The sequence below is a fragment of the Streptomyces sp. NBC_00341 genome (assembly GCF_041435055.1).
Classification (GTDB): domain Bacteria; phylum Actinomycetota; class Actinomycetes; order Streptomycetales; family Streptomycetaceae; genus Streptomyces.
This window is the reverse complement of record NZ_CP108002.1, coordinates 2,227,907-2,244,067: the sequence shown is the minus strand read 5'-3', so window position 1 is coordinate 2,244,067 and position 16,161 is coordinate 2,227,907. Positions and strand designations below refer to the sequence as shown.

Annotated in this window: 16 protein-coding genes; 7 read left to right on the top strand and 9 right to left on the bottom strand. The window is 72.2% G+C overall.

Going from position 1 to position 16,161, the window contains the following annotated elements:
- Positions 1-103: 103 nt before the first annotated feature.
- The gene (locus OG892_RS09980) at positions 104-1,639 is read right to left on the bottom strand and encodes a leucyl aminopeptidase (RefSeq protein WP_328867324.1); all 1,536 of its coding nucleotides are present in this window, start codon (positions 1,637-1,639) and stop codon (positions 104-106) included.
- A 270-nt stretch (positions 1,640-1,909) separates the two neighbouring features.
- Here OG892_RS09980 and OG892_RS09975 point away from each other — a divergent pair, with 270 nt between their 5' ends.
- Positions 1,910-2,755, top strand: coding sequence for an endo alpha-1,4 polygalactosaminidase (locus OG892_RS09975; protein ID WP_328867325.1), 846 nt, complete (start codon positions 1,910-1,912; stop codon positions 2,753-2,755).
- A gap of 10 nt (positions 2,756-2,765) precedes the next feature.
- On the opposite strand, the gene OG892_RS09970 is transcribed toward OG892_RS09975, so the two are convergent.
- Entirely contained in the window at positions 2,766-3,545 is a 780-nt protein-coding gene (locus tag OG892_RS09970) for an adenosylcobinamide-GDP ribazoletransferase (RefSeq protein ID WP_371628935.1), read from the bottom strand.
- Between the two features lie 88 nt (positions 3,546-3,633).
- Between OG892_RS09970 and OG892_RS09965 the strand changes: the two genes are divergently transcribed.
- The gene (locus tag OG892_RS09965; RefSeq protein ID WP_073735613.1) at positions 3,634-4,395 is read left to right on the top strand and encodes a hypothetical protein; all 762 of its coding nucleotides are present in this window, start codon (positions 3,634-3,636) and stop codon (positions 4,393-4,395) included.
- Here OG892_RS09965 and OG892_RS09960 read toward each other — a convergent pair.
- The 4 genes from OG892_RS09960 to OG892_RS09945 all read right to left on the bottom strand — a co-directional run bounded on the left by OG892_RS09960 (position 4,338) and on the right by OG892_RS09945 (position 9,460).
- The gene (locus tag OG892_RS09960; protein WP_328867327.1) at positions 4,338-5,069 is read right to left on the bottom strand and encodes a hypothetical protein; all 732 of its coding nucleotides are present in this window, start codon (positions 5,067-5,069) and stop codon (positions 4,338-4,340) included. The two genes, OG892_RS09965 and OG892_RS09960, sit on opposite strands and share 58 nt — an antisense overlap.
- Positions 5,066-6,874: a phosphatidylglycerol lysyltransferase domain-containing protein gene (locus OG892_RS09955; RefSeq protein ID WP_371628934.1), complete on the bottom strand. Its 1,809-nt coding sequence runs from the start codon at positions 6,872-6,874 to the stop codon at positions 5,066-5,068. The genes OG892_RS09960 and OG892_RS09955 overlap by 4 nt, the downstream gene beginning before the upstream one ends.
- A gap of 92 nt (positions 6,875-6,966) precedes the next feature.
- Complete coding sequence (gene cobT / locus OG892_RS09950; protein WP_371628933.1) at positions 6,967-8,112, bottom strand: nicotinate-nucleotide--dimethylbenzimidazole phosphoribosyltransferase; 1,146 nt, start codon at positions 8,110-8,112, stop codon at positions 6,967-6,969.
- 145 nt (positions 8,113-8,257) lie between these two features.
- A complete protein-coding gene (locus OG892_RS09945; RefSeq protein WP_328867330.1) occupies positions 8,258-9,460 on the bottom strand; it encodes a bifunctional adenosylcobinamide kinase/adenosylcobinamide-phosphate guanylyltransferase in 1,203 nt (400 codons plus the stop codon).
- Positions 9,461-9,586: 126 nt separating this feature from the next.
- Between OG892_RS09945 and OG892_RS09940 the strand changes: the two genes are divergently transcribed.
- A complete protein-coding gene (locus OG892_RS09940) occupies positions 9,587-9,844 on the top strand; it encodes a hypothetical protein (protein WP_371628932.1) in 258 nt (85 codons plus the stop codon).
- A 76-nt stretch (positions 9,845-9,920) separates the two neighbouring features.
- Here OG892_RS09940 and OG892_RS09935 read toward each other — a convergent pair whose 3' ends face one another.
- The 3 genes from OG892_RS09935 to OG892_RS09925 form a co-directional block, all read right to left on the bottom strand.
- On the bottom strand, positions 9,921-11,015 hold the full coding sequence (locus OG892_RS09935; RefSeq protein WP_371628931.1) for a S1C family serine protease: 1,095 nt from the start codon (positions 11,013-11,015) through the stop codon (positions 9,921-9,923).
- A 72-nt stretch (positions 11,016-11,087) separates the two neighbouring features.
- Positions 11,088-11,840 (bottom strand): bifunctional 2-polyprenyl-6-hydroxyphenol methylase/3-demethylubiquinol 3-O-methyltransferase UbiG, encoded by a 753-nt coding sequence (locus OG892_RS09930; RefSeq protein ID WP_073735608.1) that lies wholly within the window; start codon positions 11,838-11,840, stop codon positions 11,088-11,090.
- Positions 11,841-11,929: 89 nt separating this feature from the next.
- Positions 11,930-12,529, bottom strand: a complete 600-nt coding sequence (locus OG892_RS09925; protein WP_073735607.1) for a DUF3043 domain-containing protein — start codon at positions 12,527-12,529, stop codon at positions 11,930-11,932.
- A gap of 362 nt (positions 12,530-12,891) precedes the next feature.
- Between OG892_RS09925 and OG892_RS09920 the strand changes: the two genes are divergently transcribed.
- From OG892_RS09920 to OG892_RS09905, 4 genes are all read left to right on the top strand, one after another.
- Positions 12,892-13,677 carry a PspA/IM30 family protein gene (locus OG892_RS09920; protein WP_073735606.1) on the top strand — a complete coding sequence of 262 codons (786 nt, stop codon included), beginning with the start codon at positions 12,892-12,894 and terminating at the stop codon, positions 13,675-13,677.
- A gap of 9 nt (positions 13,678-13,686) precedes the next feature.
- The gene (locus OG892_RS09915; protein WP_073735605.1) at positions 13,687-13,965 is read left to right on the top strand and encodes a hypothetical protein; all 279 of its coding nucleotides are present in this window, start codon (positions 13,687-13,689) and stop codon (positions 13,963-13,965) included.
- 154 nt (positions 13,966-14,119) lie between these two features.
- Positions 14,120-15,382 carry a sensor histidine kinase gene (locus OG892_RS09910; protein ID WP_328867332.1) on the top strand — a complete coding sequence of 421 codons (1,263 nt, stop codon included), beginning with the start codon at positions 14,120-14,122 and terminating at the stop codon, positions 15,380-15,382.
- Positions 15,379-16,074, top strand: a complete 696-nt coding sequence (locus tag OG892_RS09905; protein ID WP_073735603.1) for a response regulator transcription factor — start codon at positions 15,379-15,381, stop codon at positions 16,072-16,074. Before OG892_RS09910 ends, OG892_RS09905 begins: the two co-directional genes overlap by 4 nt.
- Positions 16,075-16,161 lie beyond the last annotated feature (87 nt).

Below are 16,161 nucleotides of genomic sequence, written 5' to 3'. Positions count from 1 at the left end.
TGATTTCGTCGAGAGCGAAACCCGCCCGGACCCGGCAGCGGTGCCGTGGGTGCAACACGGACGGCCCCGGACGTATGCCCGGGGCCGTCCATCAGCTACGTACTCAGCCGAGGTCTCCGGCCGCGGTGCGCTCCGCCAGCTTCACCAGGGTGCGGACCGCGGATCCGGTGCCGCCCTTCGGCGTGTAGCCGTACGGGGCGCCCTCGTGGAAGGCGGGACCGGCGATGTCCAGGTGCGCCCAGGCGATGCCCTCGCCCACGAACTCCTTCAGGAACAGACCGGCCACCAGGCCGCCGCCCATCCGCTCGCCCATGTTGGCGATGTCGGCGGTCGGGGAGTCCATGCCCTTGCGCAGGTCGGCGGGGAGCGGCATCGGCCAGGAGGCCTCACCGACCTCCTCGGCGATCTCGTGGATCGAGGTGCGGAAGGCGTCGTCGTTGGCCATGATGCCGAACGTGCGGTTGCCCAGGGCCAGCACCATCGCGCCGGTCAGGGTCGCCACGTCGACGATCGCGTCCGGCTTCTCCTCGGAGGCGCGGGTCAGCGCGTCGGCCAGGACCAGACGGCCCTCGGCGTCCGTGTTGAGCACCTCGACGGTCTTGCCGCTGTACATGTTGAGCACGTCACCGGGGCGGGTGGCGTTGCCCGACGGCATGTTCTCCGCCAGCGCCAGCCAGCCGGTGACGTTGACGCGCAGGCCCAGGCGGGCGGCCGCGACGACGGAGGCGAACACGGCGGCGGCGCCGGCCATGTCGCACTTCATCGTCTCGTTGTGGCCGGCCGGCTTCAGCGAGATGCCGCCCGAGTCGTAGGTGATGCCCTTGCCCACCAGGGCCAGGGTCTTCTCCGCCTTCGGGTGCGTGTAGGCGAGCTTCACCAGGCGCGGGCCGCGGGACGCGCCCTGGCCGACACCGAGGATGCCGCCGTAGCCGCCCTTGACGAGCGCCTTCTCGTCGAGCACCTGCACCTTGACGCCGTGCTCCTTGCCGGCGGCGGTGGCCACGGCGGCGAAGGACTCGGGGTACAGGTCGTTCGGCGGGGTGTTGATCAGGTCGCGGGCGCGGTTGATCTCCTCGACCAGGGCGACGGCACGCTCCGCGGCGGCCTTGAACGCCTTGTCGCGGGGCTTGGCGCCGAGCACGGCCACCTCGGCGAGCGGCAGCTTGGCGCCACTGGAGGCCTTGGTGGCGAGCTTGTTCTCGCCGCGCTGGTAGGCGGTGAAGGCGTACGCGCCCAGCAGGGCGCCCTCCGCGATGGCCTCGGCGTCCTCGACGGTGCCGATGGGCAGCGCGAAGCCGGCCTTCTTGGAGCCGGTGAGCGAGCGGGCGGCGGAGCCCGCGGCCCGGCGCAGCGCCTCGGCGTCGTAGGCGCCGTCCTTGTCCGGGACCGGGCCGAGTCCGGCCGCGATGACGACCGGGGCCTTCAGGCCGTCGGGCGCGGGGAGCTTGGTCAGTTCGCCCTCGGCACCACTGGCGCCCAGGGTCTCCAGGACGGCGGCGAGCTTTCCGCCGAACGCCTTGTCGACGGCCTCGGCGCCCGGTGCGAGGACCAGGCCCTTGTCGCCCTTGGCGACGCCGACGACGAGTGCGTCGGCGCGCAGTGTCGCCGCACCGGAGGTGCTGAGAGTGAGAGCAGTCACGGTGGTGAAATCTCGCTTCCGTTGAGTTCTGTGCCCGGTCCGTGTTGGCCTGTGTTGGCTGAGAGGGCGGGCCGACCGTGCCCGGCGCATCGTAGGCGCCGCCGCATTGTGCCGGGAATGAGCCTACGCGCGCCCTTGGTGACGGATCACGGCGGCGGGCCGAGTACGTGTCCGGGCCGTCGTACGGTTGTCCTGCCGGGATGATCTTCCCGGGGGGAACGGGCCACGACCGCAACACGGTTGGCGGCACGTTGGTGAGCTGGGAGAACGATGCGCGAGCGGCCGACCGCAAGGGTGACCGGAGGGCCGGCCGTGCTGCCCGTCGCCGTACTGATTCTGCTGGCCGTGCTGGCGGGCTGCACCTCGGCGCCGGAATCCGCCGGGGCCGGACGGTCCGCCGGGGCCCGCTGGCAGCCCGAGCCGGGCACCGACTGGCAGTGGCAGCTCTCCGGCCGGCTGGACACCACCGTGGACGCCCCGGTGTACGACATCGACGGCTTCGATCACGACGCGTCCCAGGTGGCCGGGCTGCACCGCAAGGGGCGCAAGGTCATCTGCTACCTCTCCACCGGCGCCTGGGAGGAGTTCCGCCCGGACGCGGACGACTTCCCGGCGGCGGTCCTGGGGAAGAGCAACGGCTGGGCGGGGGAGCGGTGGCTCGACATCCGCCGCACCGACGTGCTGGAGCCGCTGATGGAGGCCCGGATCGCGATGTGCGCGAAGAAGGGCTTCGACGCGGTGGAACCCGACAACATGGACGGCTACCGCAACCGCTCCGGCTTCCCGCTGACCGCCGCCCACCAGCTGCGCTACAACCGGCTCGTCGCCCGCGCCGCCCACCGCCACGGCATGGCCGTCGGCCTGAAGAACGACCTCCCGCAGATCCCGGAGCTGGTGGGGGACTTCGACTTCGCGGTGAACGAGCAGTGCGCCCAGTACGAGGAGTGCGAGGAGCTCAGCCCGTTCGTGAAGGCGGGCAAGGCGGTCTTCCACGTGGAGTACGAGCTGCCCGTGGCACGGTTCTGCGCGGACTCCCGGCGGCTGGGGCTGAGCTCGCTGCTCAAGAAGTACGAGCTCGGCGTCTGGCGCGAGCGGTGCCCGGCGGCCGGGGCCTGACCGGGACGCCTCAGCCGAGCGCCAGCCCCACCAGCGTCACGGTCGCCGCCGTCTCCGCCAGCGCCCCGAACACATCGCCGGTCACCCCGCCGAAGCGCCGCACGCAGTGCCGCAGGAGCAGCTGGGCGACCGCGAGAGCGGCCAGCGAGGCGAGCCCGTACCTGAGCGCCCCGTACCCGCCGAGCAGCGCTCCCGCGCCCGCGCAGCCCGCCACCGTCACGAGCGCGACCGCCATCGCGCCCCGGACCGGCACCGCGCCCGCCACCGCGGCGCCCAGCCCCTCCGGGCGGGCCGCCGGGACCCCGTCGCGGGAGGCGAGGGTGAGGGCGAGCCGGGCGACGACGCCCGCCACGACGGCCGCCGCCGCGCCCCGCGTCCAGCTCTGCGCGTACAGCTGCTGAAGGACCGCCACCTGCGCGAGCAGCGTGAACAGCAGGGTGATCACACCGAACGGCCCAATGTCGGACTGCTTCATGATCCGCAGCGCGTCCGCTGCCGGTTTCCCGCTGCCGAGGCCGTCGGCGGTGTCCGCGAGACCGTCGAGGTGCAGCCCCCTGGTCAGGGCGGCCGGCACCGCGGCGCAGACCACGGCGGCGAGCAGCGGGCCCGAGCCGGACAGCAGCAGCAGGCTGCCGGGCACCGCCGCGAGGACCCCCACGACCAGACCGGCCAGCGGGGCGCACAGCATTCCGGCCCGCGCCGCCGCACGGTCCCAGCGGGTGACGCGGACGGGGATCACGGTGAGGGTGCCGAAGGCGAAACGTATGCCGTGGCTGTTCAGGGAGGTCACGGCGCGCAGGCTAATCGGTGGGCGCGGCCGATAGATTGTCCGAAACGCCATGGAGCGGGGCGAAAGCGGCTTATCGGGAGTGGGTGGCATGGGTCACTGGTTCGATCAGAACATCGTCGAGCCGGGGAAGCTGCCCCTGCTCCTGGCGCTGGCCTCCTTCGTGCTGACCTTCGGGATCACCAGGGTCATCACCCGGATGATCCGGGCCGGCAAGGGCCCGTTCCGCAACTTCACCCCCGGCGGGGTCCACGTCCACCACGTGGTGCCCGGGGTGGTGCTGAGCGTGGTCGGCGGCTTCGGCGCGGTCGCCAGCGGGCGGCACGGATTCACGGCCGGGGCCTGTGCGGTGGTCTTCGGCATGGGCGCAGGCCTGGTGCTGGACGAGTTCGCGCTGATCCTGCATCTGGACGACGTGTACTGGACGGAGCAGGGCCGCCAGAGCGTGGAGGTCGTGGTCCTCACCGCGGCGCTGGTGCTGCTCGTGCTCGGCGGGTTCTCGCCGCTCGGCGTGAACGACCTGAGCGACGATCAGCAGCAGGGCCGGCTGAGCGCCGTGCTCACCGTCGTCATCAACTTCTGCTTCGTGCTGATCTCCCTGTTCAAGGGCAAGGCGCGGATGGCGGTGGTGGGCACCCTGGTCCCGTTCGTCGCCCTCATCGGCGCGGTCCGCCTCGCCCGGCCGACCTCGACGTGGGCGAAGCGGTTCTACCGCAACCGGCACCGGGCCCGCTCCCGCTCCGTGCTGCGCGCCTACCACCACGACGTCCGCTGGGCCGGCCCGCGCCGCAGGTTTCAGGACCTGATCGGCGGCGCACCCGACCGGGTCCCGGCGCCCACGCCCAAACCCTGACGGCGGCGCCGCAGCCTGCGCCGGTCGTGGCGGGCCGAGACCGCGCACAGCACGAGGGCCGCCGCGATGGCCGCCAGATGCTCCTTGCCCGCCAGGTTGTCCTTGACGGCGATCTCGGCCACCATCGCCCCGATCACCAGGGCCCCGGTGAACCAGGCCCGGTGGACGTAAGCGAGGTAGACGGCCAGGGCGACCACGGCGGCCGAGGGGCCGGTGTCGACCTCCAGTGCGTCGGAGGCGGGCAGGCCGAAGAGCCCGTCGGGGCCGACCGCGACGCCGATCCGTGCGTACAGCGTCCCGGCCAGCGTCGCGACGTACGCGATCAGCAGCGTCCGCCACCGGCCCAGGCAGATCTCGGCGATCCCGAACACCAGCAGCAACTGCGCCAGCGCGCCCCAGACGGGCAGGTCCGGCGCGGGCACGAACAGCGACAGCGGGGTACGCAGCAGAGCCGCCCACAGCGGATCCTCGGCCCGCACCGCGCCGAGCGTCTGCACCGGACCGAAGCCCCAGGACCGGTTCTGCACCACCTGGAGCAGCGCGGTGAGAGCGACCGCCGCCAGCGTCATCGGGACGGCCCGCAGCCGGTCGGCGGTGAGCGCCGCCCGTACGGTCGCCCACAGCGGGCCCCACTCCCGGCGGGCCGCCCGGCCGAGGGCGCGCACCGGTCTCATTCACGCGGTCCGAGGTGCGAGCGGTGCAGCCACTTGGGCAGACCGGGCGCCTCCAGGAACCCTTCGGCGCGTCCGGCCGCGATGCCGATGCGCAGCAGGTCGGAACTCTTCTCGAAGAGCAGGAAGCGCGGTTCCCAGATCGGCCGGTACTTGGCGTTGGCGCGGTAGAGCGATTCGATCTGCCACCAGCGCGAGAAGAAGCTGAGCAGCGACCGCCACATTCTGAGCACCGGCCCGGCACCGAGCCGGGAGCCCCGCTCGAAGACCGAGCGGAACATCGCGAAGTTCAGCGAGACCTGGGTGATGCCGATCTCCGGTGCCCGTTGCAGGAGTTCGATGACCATGAACTCCATCAGGCCGTTCTCCGCGTCCCGGTCACGGCGCATCAGATCGAGCGAGAGGCCGTTCGGGCCCCAGGGGACGAAGCTCAGCACGGCCCGCAGCTCGCCCTGTTCGCCCTCCTCGGGGGACGTGCCGGTGTACCGGCATTCGAGCATCACGCACTGCCCGTCGGCCGGGTCACCGAGCCGGCCCAGCGCCATCGAGAAGCCGCGCTCGGTCGCCCCGTCGCGCCAGTCGTCGGCCCGGCGCACCAGTTCGGCCATCTCGGCCTCCGGGATCTCCTCGTGCCGGCGCACCGTGACCTCGTAACCGGCCCGCTTGACCCGGTTGTAGGCCTGGCGGACGGTGCGCATCGCCCGGCCCTCCAGGGTGAATTCGGCGGTCTCCACGATCGCTTCGTCCCCGAGCTCCAGGGCGTCGAGCCCGTGCCGGGCGTAGACGGTGCCGCCCTCCTCGCTCACGCCCATCGCGGCCGGGGTCCAGCCGTGCTCGCGCGCCTCGGTCAGCCAGGGGCCGATCGCGCCGGGCCAGGCCTCCGGGTCGCCGATCGGATCACCGGAGGCCAGCGACACCCCGCCGACCACCCGGTAGACGACGGCCGCCTTACCGGTCGGCGACCAGATGACGCTCTTCTCGCGGCGCAGCGCGAAGTACCCGAGCGAGTCCCGGTCGCCGTGCTTGTCGAGCAGGACACGCAGCGCCTCCTCGTCCTGCGGGCTGATCGGGTCGACCGCCCGGCGGGAGCGGAAGGCCGCGTAGACGACGGCGATCAGCAGCAGCGTGGACATGATGTTGATCACGACGTTGACCCAGCCGGGCGTGGTGATGCCGGGGAACCGGGAGTCGTTGTCCGCGACGGACACCAGCCGCAGCGCCCCGTAGCGCCAGCGGTCCAGGAACGTCGAACGGGCCTCGTCGTGCGCGGTGTTGGTGGCGGCGACCAGGGTCGCCGCGATCAGCGAGGTGACCAGCAGCCCGACGACCGCCACCAGCGCGGCCAGCTTCGGATTGGACCGGTCGCCCTTCGCGTAGAACTCGCGACGGCCGAGGGCCAGCGCGAGGACGAAAGAGGCGGTCAGCGCCAGCGAGATCCAGTTCTGCGGGTACCGGCGGATCTCCGGGAAGCCGATCACCGCGGCGAACAGCAGCAGCGTGAGCCCGCTCAGGACCATGTTGACGATCCACGCGGCGCGTTTACGCCGCCGCATGGTGACCGCGAGGAAGAGCGCCACCACCCCGGAGGAGAAGCCCGCGGTGAGCAGATAGGGCGTGAAGTAGTTCTCGGTGTTGTGGCGCCGGAGATCCTGTCCGAAGGTGACCCAGACGGCGCTCAGGAAGTTGATGAACGACACGACGCGCAGGTACCAGATGGCGAAGGCCGCGCTGCGTTGTGACCGGACGGTGCTCTGTGCCGGGACGGCGCCCTGCCCGGATTCCTCGCTGGCCAATCTGACCTCTCCCATGAAAAGCGATCATATGGGGCATCGCACTTCATAAAGGGCCACCCTGCGGCCGGTGTCCGGCGACCGCAGCATGATCGGTCAGCTGCTTCTCGTCAGTTCCCGGCCGGTTTGCTCTCGTTGGCCCTTTCGCCGGCCGCCTCGCCGTCGTCGTCCTCGTCGCCCCGCTCTTCCTTCTCTTCCTCTTCGTCCTCGTCGGCGGCCGGTGTGCGCTCGGGCAGCTCCGCCGCCAGCGCGGCAGCGGCCTGCACGAACGGAAGTGCGAGCAATGCCCCGCTTCCTTCCCCGACCATGACGCCGTGGTCGAGCAGCGGGTTGAGTGCCATCCGGTCCAGCGCCTTCGCCTGCGCCGGCTCCCCGCTCACATGCCCCGCCAGCCACCAGTCCGGCGCCCGGAACGCCGCCCGCTGGCCGACCAGCGCGCAGGCCGCGGAGACCACACCGTCCAGCACCACCGGCAGCCGGCGCACCGCGCACTGGAGCAGGAAGCCGGTCATCGCAGCCAGATCCGCACCGCCCACCGTGGCCAGCAGCTCCAGCTGGTCGCCCAGGACCGGCCGGGCCCGGCGCAGCGCGTCCCGGATCGCCGCGCACTTGCGCATCCAGGCCAGGTCGTCGATGCCCGCGCCGCCGCGCCCGGTGACGACCGAGGCATCGGTGCCGCACAGTGCCGCGATCAGGGTGGCCGCGGCCGTCGTGCCGCCCACGCTCAGGTCACCGAGCACCACCAGGTCCGTGCCGGAGTCGGCCTCCTCGTCGGCGATCGCCATCCCGAGGCGCACCGCCTGCTCGGCCTCCTCCGCCGTCAGCGCGTCCTCGATGTCGATCCGGCCGCTGCCGCGCCGCACCCGGGTCCGCACCACCTGCTCGGGCAGCAGCTCCGGATCGCAGTCCAGGCCGGCGTCCACGATCCGCACCGGTACGCCGAACCGGCGGGCCAGCACGGCAGCCGGTGTCGCACCCTCCAGCGTGGCCTGCACCAGCTCGTACGCGGTGCCGGCCGCCCGCCCCGAGACGTCCAGTGCCGCCACCCCGTGGTCACCGGCGAAGAGCACCACCCGAGGCTGCCCGATCGGCCTGACCGGTACGGCCTGCTGGGCGGCCGAGAGCCATTCACCCAGCTCGTCCAGGCGGCCGAGGGCGCCCGGGGACACGGCGAAGCGCTCCCGGCGCTCCTCGGCGTCGCGCCGCACACCACCGTCGGGGCGTTCGATCAGGTCGGAGAAGTCGTCCAGATTCACGGGGGTCTGCCTCGCGGGTCGATACGTCGTGTGGGCCGGGGGAGCCCGGCGGCAGCCTCTCGGACGCTGCCGGGTGGCCTCCCCTGCGGGAACAGTACCTGCCGCGATTTCCGGACCCCGCTGGTACGCCGTGCCGCTCAGCCTCTCAACCGCGCAGCGGCAGCGACTGCCCGGCCACCACCAGCAGCACCTGTTCGCACTCGGCGGCCACCGAGGCGTTCAGCCGGCCCAGCTCGTCCCTGAACCGCCGCCCCGCCGCTGAGGCGGGCACCACCCCGGAACCGGTCTCGTTGGTCACCAGGACGACGGTGCGCCGCGTCCCGCGCACCGAGGCCACCAGCTCCGCCGTCCGCTCGCGCAGCGCGCTCCGGCCGCCACCGGCCCACGAAGCGTCGTCCCAGGCGTCCACCCGGTCCATCGCGTCCGTCAGCCAGAGCGAGAGGCAGTCGATCAGCAGCGGGGGCCCGTCGGAGGCCAGCAGTTCCGCCAGCTCACAGGTCTCCTCCGTGCGCCAGGCCGCCGGTCTGCGCTCCCGGTGCAGTCCGATCCGGGCCGCCCAGTCCGCGTCGCCGTCGCGGGAGCCGCCGGTCGCCACGTACACGACCTCCGGATACGTCTCCAGGCGCCGTTCGGCCTCGACCGACTTCCCGGACCGCGCGCCGCCGGTGATCAGGGTGCGCCGGGGGACGTCCGGCGCGGCGTGGTACCCGCCGACCGGCAGCGTCGTCCCGTCCGGCACGGCCCGCGCCCCGGCGGCCGCGAGCCGGCGGTCGAGCGCGGGCCCGTACGGCGCGTCGTGGTCCAGATGGACGGCGACCACCTCGGTGGCCGGCCCGACCGCCTCGACGGCCCGCAGCCGGGCCACCGCGTCGGGCCTGCCCACCACGTCGCAGACCACCATGTCGTACGGCTCCGCCATCCGGTCGGCCAGACCGGCGGGGGCGCCGCCCGGCGGCAGGTACAGCAGCCGCTCGCCCTCCGGCGCGATCACCTCGTACCCGGTCCCCGGCGCGTCCATCGGCACGGCCCGCACCCGGTGTCCGCTGATCAGCGTCAGCACCTGCCCGTCCGGCACCCGGCCCGCCGGAGGCAGCCCGGGGGGCAGCTCGACGGCGGGGCCGTCGTGCGGATGGGTGAGCAGCACCTGGCGTACGCCGGTCAGCGAATGCCCCGCACGGGCGGCGGCGAACACCGCCCCGGGGGTGAGGTCGAGCAGCAGCGCGTCGTCGACCAGCAGAGCGGTCGCGGCCCGGCTGCGCACCCCGTGGGCGGTGGCGCAGGCGGCGCAGGGGCATTCCGGCCGGGGCAGCCCGTCGGGGGCTCCGGTGCCGAGCAGAGTCAGTTCCACGGTCCGATCCTCCCGCGTACCCGCACGGGGTGCGCGACGTGGGGTACACCCAGCGTGCCCACCCCCTCCCGCGCAGGTCCGGAGCCACTAGGCTGCGGAGCGTAACAAGTGACCCAGGAGGCGGACATGGCGTGGACGTGGCGGTTCGAGAAGTCCGACGGTACGGAGACGGAGCCGGCCCTTCAGCCGGAGGAATTCACGACGCAGGGCGACGCGGAGTCCTGGATCGGTGAGTACTGGAAGGAACTCCTCGACGGCGGAGCGGCCCAGGTGACGCTCTTCGACGACACGACGAAGATCTACGGCCCGATGAGCCTCCAGGCCGAGCAGCCCGAGCAGACGGACCAGTCCGAGCAGGCAGAGGCAGAGGCAGAGCAGGGCTGAACCGGACGGCCGCCGGGCGCACCCCTCGGGGTCCGCCAGGCGGCCGTGCGGCCGTCCCGCGCGCCGGCTCCGGCTCTCAGATCTCGCCCAGGGTGACCTGCGCGGTCTTCTCCGCCTCGCTGCGCTGATACGTCACGGTGACCTTCTCGCCCGGCTTGTCCGAGGCCAGGGCCTCGGACAGGGACGTGATCGTGGTGACCGGCGTGCTGCCGATCTTGGTGATGATGTCGCCGACCCGCAGCCCCGCCTTCTCCGCCGCGCCGCCCTTCGAGACGCTGACGAGCGCCACCCCGGCAGGCTTGTAGCTGTTGTCGACGACCGTACGGCCGGTGATGTCCAGCGCCGCCCGGCCCGAGTCGGTGACCTTGCCCGTTTTGATGATCTGGTCCGCGACCGTCTTCACCATCGAGACCGGGATCGCGAACCCGATCCCCGGCGCCGCGCTGCCGCCCAGCTGCGGGTCCGCCGCCGCCAGCGTCGGGATGCCGACGACCTCGCTGTTCAGGTTGACCAGCGCGCCCCCGCTGTTGCCCGGGTTGATCGCGGCGGAGGTCTGCACCATGTTCGCGATGGTGGCCCCGGTGCCGCCGCCCGCGCTGCTCTCGCTGACGGTCCGGCCGAGCGCGGAGACGATGCCCTGGGTGACGCTGCTGGACAGCCCGAGCGGCGAACCCATCGCCAGCACGATCTGCCCCACCGCGACCTTGTCCGAGTCGCCGAACTTCGCGGCCTTGAGCCCCTTGGGCACCTTGTCGAGCTTGATGACGGCGAGGTCCTGCTCCGGGTAGGCGGCGACCAGCGAGGCGCTCAGCACCCTCTCGCCGGTGGCCGAGCTGACCTTGAAGGTCTTCTCCTTGCCGACGACGTGGGCGTTGGTGACGATATGGCCCTTGGTGTCGTAGACGATGCCGGAGCCCAGGCTGTCCGACGCGTCGATCTGCACCACGGAGGGCAGCACGTTCTCGATGACGGACTGGTATTCGGCCTGCAGATCGCCGGTGGCCTTCGAGGCCGAGCCCTGCTGGACCTGTCCGGCCTTCGTCGCGTTGTCGGGCCCGGAGGAGTTCGAGTTCGAGTCCGAGCAGCCGCCGGCCAGCGCGATCGCACAGACACCCGCGGTCAGAGGCAGTAGCAGCCGGCGCGCACGGCGGCGGGAGTGAAGGGAATCCATGTCCGGATTATTACTTTCAACCCCATTGGTGGCTCGTTGAGCGCACCCGCCCGAGCGCAGCCGGGGCGATCCTCAGCCCCGTACTCCACACAGGTGCAGCAGGGCCGCCACCCCGCGGTAGGGGTCCGTCCGGCCCGCCCGGTCCTCCGCGGCCAGCACGCGTTCCAGCTCCGCCGCGGCGGGCAGCGGCACGTCGTTGCTCACGTTGTCCGTGAAGACCCGGACCCCGTACCAGGCGTGCAGCGGCGCCGCGATCCCGGCGAGCGTCGCGGTGAGGGCGTCGAGCCGGTCCGCGCGCACGGACACCCCGAGCCGGTTGGTGTAGCGGTCCGTGTCGAACGCGGCCAGCGCCGCGTCCCAGTCCCCGGCGGTCCCGGCCCGCATCGCCAGCGCGTCCGCGTTCCGTACGAGCAGTGAGAGCAGGCCGCCGGGCGCGAGCATCCGGGCCAGCCCGGCCACCATGGCGTCGGGTGCCTGGACGTACATGAGCACGCCGTGGCAGAGCACCACGTCGAAGCTGCCGGGCAGGAAGTGCACCCCGGTGTCCTGGCCGTTGCCCTCGATGAGCCGGACCCGCTCACGGATTCCCGCGGGCTCGCCCGCGAGCGCCTCACGCGCGGTCCGCAGCATGTCGGTGTCGGACTCCAGGCCGGTCACGGTGTGCCCGGCGCGGGCGAGGCGCAGTGCCTGCGTGCCCTGGCCCGTACCGACGTCCAGGATGCGCAGCCGCTGCCCGACCCGGAAGCGGCCCGCGATCTGCTCGTCCAGCTGCCGGGCGACCAGCTCCTGGCGGACGGTGTTGCGCAGTCCGCCGAGCCCGTCCAGCCACGCCGAAGCGGCTCCGGAGAACCCGGCGACGGCATCACCCGGCCGGCCGGCGGACGTACCGCCGGCCGAACCGAAGAGATCCGTACTCAGGGCCGCTCTCCGCGCTTGACCTGCGGCTTGGGCAGCCGTAGCCGTCGCATCTGGAGCGTGCGCATCAGACCGTAGGCGACCGCGCCACGCTTGGGCGTATCGGGGAACCGTTCGTTCAGCTGCTTGCGCAGCCGGAACGTCAGCCCGATCGAGTCGACCACGATCAGCACGATGACGCCGAGCCAGAGCAGCAGCGAGATGTTCTGGATGCCCTGCACCTGGATCACACTGAGAATCAGGATGATCACGGCGAGCGGCAGGAAGAACTCCGCGATGCAGAAGCGCGAGTCCACGAAGTCACGGACGAAGCGCCGCACCGGGCCCTTGTCACGGGCCGGCAGATAGCGCTCGTCACCACTGGCGAGCGCCTCACGCTGTTTGGCCATGTCGACGCGGCGCGCCTCGCGCTGGCGCTTCATGGCCTCCTTGCGGTCGGTCGGCGCTCCACTGGAGGCACGACGGCGCTGCGTTTGGGCATCGCTGCGCTTGGGGGTGGGGCGACCTTTGGGGGCCTGCGGGTCGCGGGGCGTCTTGGAGAGGTCCGCCGTCACCTTGCCGGTGGGGGCCTTCTCTTCCTTGGAGCGGCTACGGAACACAAGGCCCAAGGGTACGGGGTCGATCGCGGCGACCCCAGGCCGGCCGGGAACGATCCGGCAACGGCCTGCGTCCTCAGCAGTGTGCGAGCGGGATGATCAGTGCACGAGCGGGACGATACGGGCGCTGCGGGTGGGATGACAGGGGCATCACAAGCGGGGCGATCCGGGTGCTGTCAACGGATTCCCCGACCTTCACCTACTCCCTGCGCCGGAGCGCCGGCCGGTGTCAGTCGTCCTTGGGGAGGACCACATCTCTGCTCGAACAGTGCGGTAATAGAGACAGGGCCCGTACTGTGGGTTCTGTTGGAGTGCTGGAGACCGGTTAAGTCAGAAGGGGGCGCGCGAAGCCCATGAGCGGTGTCATGAAGCGTATGGGGATGATCTTCCGCGCGAAGGCAAACAAGGCTCTTGACAGGGCCGAGGACCCGCGCGAGACCCTCGATTACTCGTACCAGAAGCAGCTGGAGCTGCTTCAGAAGGTACGCCGCGGTGTCGCCGATGTGGCGACGTCGCGCAAGCGTCTGGAGCTGCAGCTGAACCAGCTGCAGGGCCAGACCTCGAAGCTGGAGGACCAGGGCCGCAAGGCACTCGCGCTCGGTCGCGAGGACCTGGCCCGCGAGGCGCTGTCGCGCCGAGCGGCCCTCCAGCAGCAGGTCACCGACCTGGAGACGCAGCACACCACGCTGCAGGGTGAGGAGGAGAAGCTCACTCTCGCGGCCCAGCGGCTGCAGGCCAAGGTCGATGCCTTCCGTACCAAGAAGGAGACGATCAAGGCCACCTACACGGCGGCCCAGGCGCAGACCCGGATCGGGGAGGCCTTCTCGGGCATCTCCGAGGAGATGGGCGATGTCGGCCTGGCGATCCAGCGGGCCGAGGACAAGACCCAGCAGCTCCAGGCGCGCGCAGGCGCGATCGACGAGCTGCTCGCCTCCGGCGCCCTGGACGACCCGACCGGCACGGCGAAGGACGACCTCACCGCCGAGCTGGACCGGATCTCCGGTGGCTCGGACGTGGAGCTGGAGCTGCAGCGCATGAAGGCCGAACTGGCCGGCGGCTCCTCCTCGCAGCAGGCCATCGAGGGCGGCCCGCAGGACGCCGCCCAGCAGCAGTCCCAGGACCGGTCCCCGAACAAGTTCGACAAGAATTAAGGCAGCGACATGATCGTACGGATCATGGGGGAGGGCCAGGTACTCCTGGCCGACAGTCATCTCGCCGAGCTCAACGAGCTCGACAACGAACTGCTCGCCGAAATGGAGAGCGGCGACGGCCCCGGCTTCCGCTCCACTCTCCACGCGCTCCTCGCCAGGGTGCGCGAACTCGGCGCGCCCTTGCCGGACGACTCCCTGGAGCCGTCCGAGCTGATCCTGCCGTCACCGGAGGCGACCCTCGAAGAGGTACGCGCCATGCTCCGCGACGACGGTCTGATTCCCGGCTGAGAACCGGCAGCTCCAGCACCCGCACCGACAGTGCCCCGCGCACCGGCCTCCGCCGGACGCGGGGCACTGTCGAGCGCCCGGCGGACCGCCGGCGGCGTTCCGCGCACCCGCGGCCGGACCGATTCCCGCGCGACACGCCGTAACGTTGCTTGACGTGACCACCCTCGGAACCGGCGTGCTGCGCGTCCGGCACTGGCTGCGCGACCATCCGCTCGCGCTGGACGGAGCACTCGCCCTGTGCGTGCTCACCGCCATGATCGTCGGCTCGTTCGCCGACCCCGGCTCGCACAACGGACCCACCTTCGGCACCCGCACCCCCGACGCGGGCAGCGTGCTGCTGATGGTGCTGGGCGCCCTCGCCCTGGTGTGGCGCCGCCGCCACCCGATGGCCGTACTCGTCGCCACCTGCGGACTGACGGTCGTCGAGCTGGTGCTGGTGGACCCGCCGGCCCCGGTGGTGATGAGCGTGGTCATCGCGCTCTACACCATCGCCGCCCGCACCGACCGGCCCACCACCTGGCGGGTCGGGCTGCTCACGATGGCCGCGCTCACCGCCGCCGCGATGCTCTTCGGCTCCGCGCCCTGGTACAGCCAGGAGAACTTCGGCGTCTTCGCCTGGACCGGGATGGCGAGCGCCGCCGGGGACGCGGTGCGCTCCCGGCGCGCCTTCGTCGACGCGATCCGGGAACGCGCCGAACGCGCCGAACGGACCCGCGAGGAGGAGGCCGGGCGACGGGTGGCGGAGGAACGGCTGCGGATCGCCCGCGACCTGCACGACGTCGTCGCCCACCACATCGCCCTGGTCAACGTGCAGGCCGGGGTCGCCGCCCACGTCATGGACAAGCGCCCCGACCAGGCCAAACAGGCCCTCGCCCACGTCCGCGAGGCCAGCCGCTCCGCGCTCGACGAACTGCGGGCCACCGTCGGGCTGCTGCGCCAGTCCGGCGACCCGGAGGCGCCGACCGAACCCGCCCCAGGGCTCGCCGTCCTGGACGAGCTGGTGAAGACCGTGCGCCGGGCCGGGCTGCCCGTCGAGGTGGCCTGCGCGGCCGGCGAGAACCCGCCGCTGCCCGCCGCCGTGGACCTGGCCGCCTACCGGGTGATCCAGGAGGCGCTGACCAACGTCCGCAAGCACGCGGGCCCCGGCGCCAAGGCCGAGGTGAGCGTCGTACGGGTCGGGGCCACCGCAGAGGTCATGGTGCTCGACAACGGCCGGGGGAACCAGGGCGGCACGGCCGACGGGGGCGGCCACGGACTGCTCGGCATGCGGGAACGGGTCACGGCCCTGGGCGGCACCCTCAACGCCGGACCCCGTTACGGCGGCGGCTTCCGCGTCCATGCGATCCTGCCCGTCAAGGCCCTCCCGCAGCAGCCCGATCAACCGGACATGGCGGGCCGGACGGGGGAGAACGCATGACACCGGCCATCAAGGTCCTGCTCGCCGACGACCAGGCGCTGCTGCGCAGCGCGTTCCGGGTGCTCGTCGACTCGGAGCCCGACATGCGGGTGGTCGGTGAGGCGGCCGACGGCGCGGCGGCGGTCGAGCTGGCCCGCTCGACCGGCGCCGACGTGGTGCTGATGGACATCAGGATGCCGGGCACGGACGGACTCGCCGCGACCCGGATGATCAGCGCCGACCCCGAACTCGCGGGCGTACGCGTCGTCATGCTCACCACCTTCGAGGTGGACGAGTACGTGGTCCAGTCGCTGCGGGCCGGTGCCTCCGGCTTCCTGGGCAAGGGCGCGGAACCTGACGAGCTCCTCAACGCCATCCGGATCGCCGCGGGCGGCGAGGCGCTGCTCTCACCGGCCGCGACCAAGGGGCTGATCGCCACGTTCCTGGCGCAGGGCGGCGGTTCGGACGACGGGGGACCGGGCGCCGCGGAGTACTCCGCGCGCCTCGCGGCCCTCACCACCCGGGAGCGCGAGGTGCTGGTCCTGGTCGCGGCCGGGCTCTCCAACGACGAGATCGCGGAGCGCCTGGTGGTCAGCCCGCTCACCGTAAAGACCCATGTGAACCGGGCGATGGCGAAGCTGGGCGCCCGCGACCGTGCGCAATTGGTGGTAATCGCCTACGAATCGGGCCTGGTGCGCCCCAGGGTGGAGTGAGGGTGCAGCCGCGGCGTACTCCAGCTGCGGTATGCGGCGGATAAGAAAGCGACCTGGGATTGACGCTTTGGGTCCCAGACGTGAGCG

Coding starts and splice junctions, on each gene's coding strand:
- OG892_RS09975 (WP_328867325.1), top strand. CDS start 1,910: ATGCGCGAGCGGCCGACCGCAAGGGTGACCGGAGGGCCGGCCGTGCTG.
- OG892_RS09965 (WP_073735613.1), top strand. CDS start 3,634: ATGGGTCACTGGTTCGATCAGAACATCGTCGAGCCGGGGAAGCTGCCC.
- OG892_RS09960 (WP_328867327.1), bottom strand. CDS start 5,069: ATGAGACCGGTGCGCGCCCTCGGCCGGGCGGCCCGCCGGGAGTGGGGC.
- OG892_RS09955 (WP_371628934.1), bottom strand. CDS start 6,874: ATGGGAGAGGTCAGATTGGCCAGCGAGGAATCCGGGCAGGGCGCCGTC.
- OG892_RS09940 (WP_371628932.1), top strand. CDS start 9,587: ATGGCGTGGACGTGGCGGTTCGAGAAGTCCGACGGTACGGAGACGGAG.
- OG892_RS09935 (WP_371628931.1), bottom strand. CDS start 11,015: ATGGATTCCCTTCACTCCCGCCGCCGTGCGCGCCGGCTGCTACTGCCT.
- OG892_RS09920 (WP_073735606.1), top strand. CDS start 12,892: ATGAAGCGTATGGGGATGATCTTCCGCGCGAAGGCAAACAAGGCTCTT.
- OG892_RS09915 (WP_073735605.1), top strand. CDS start 13,687: ATGATCGTACGGATCATGGGGGAGGGCCAGGTACTCCTGGCCGACAGT.
- OG892_RS09905 (WP_073735603.1), top strand. CDS start 15,379: ATGACACCGGCCATCAAGGTCCTGCTCGCCGACGACCAGGCGCTGCTG.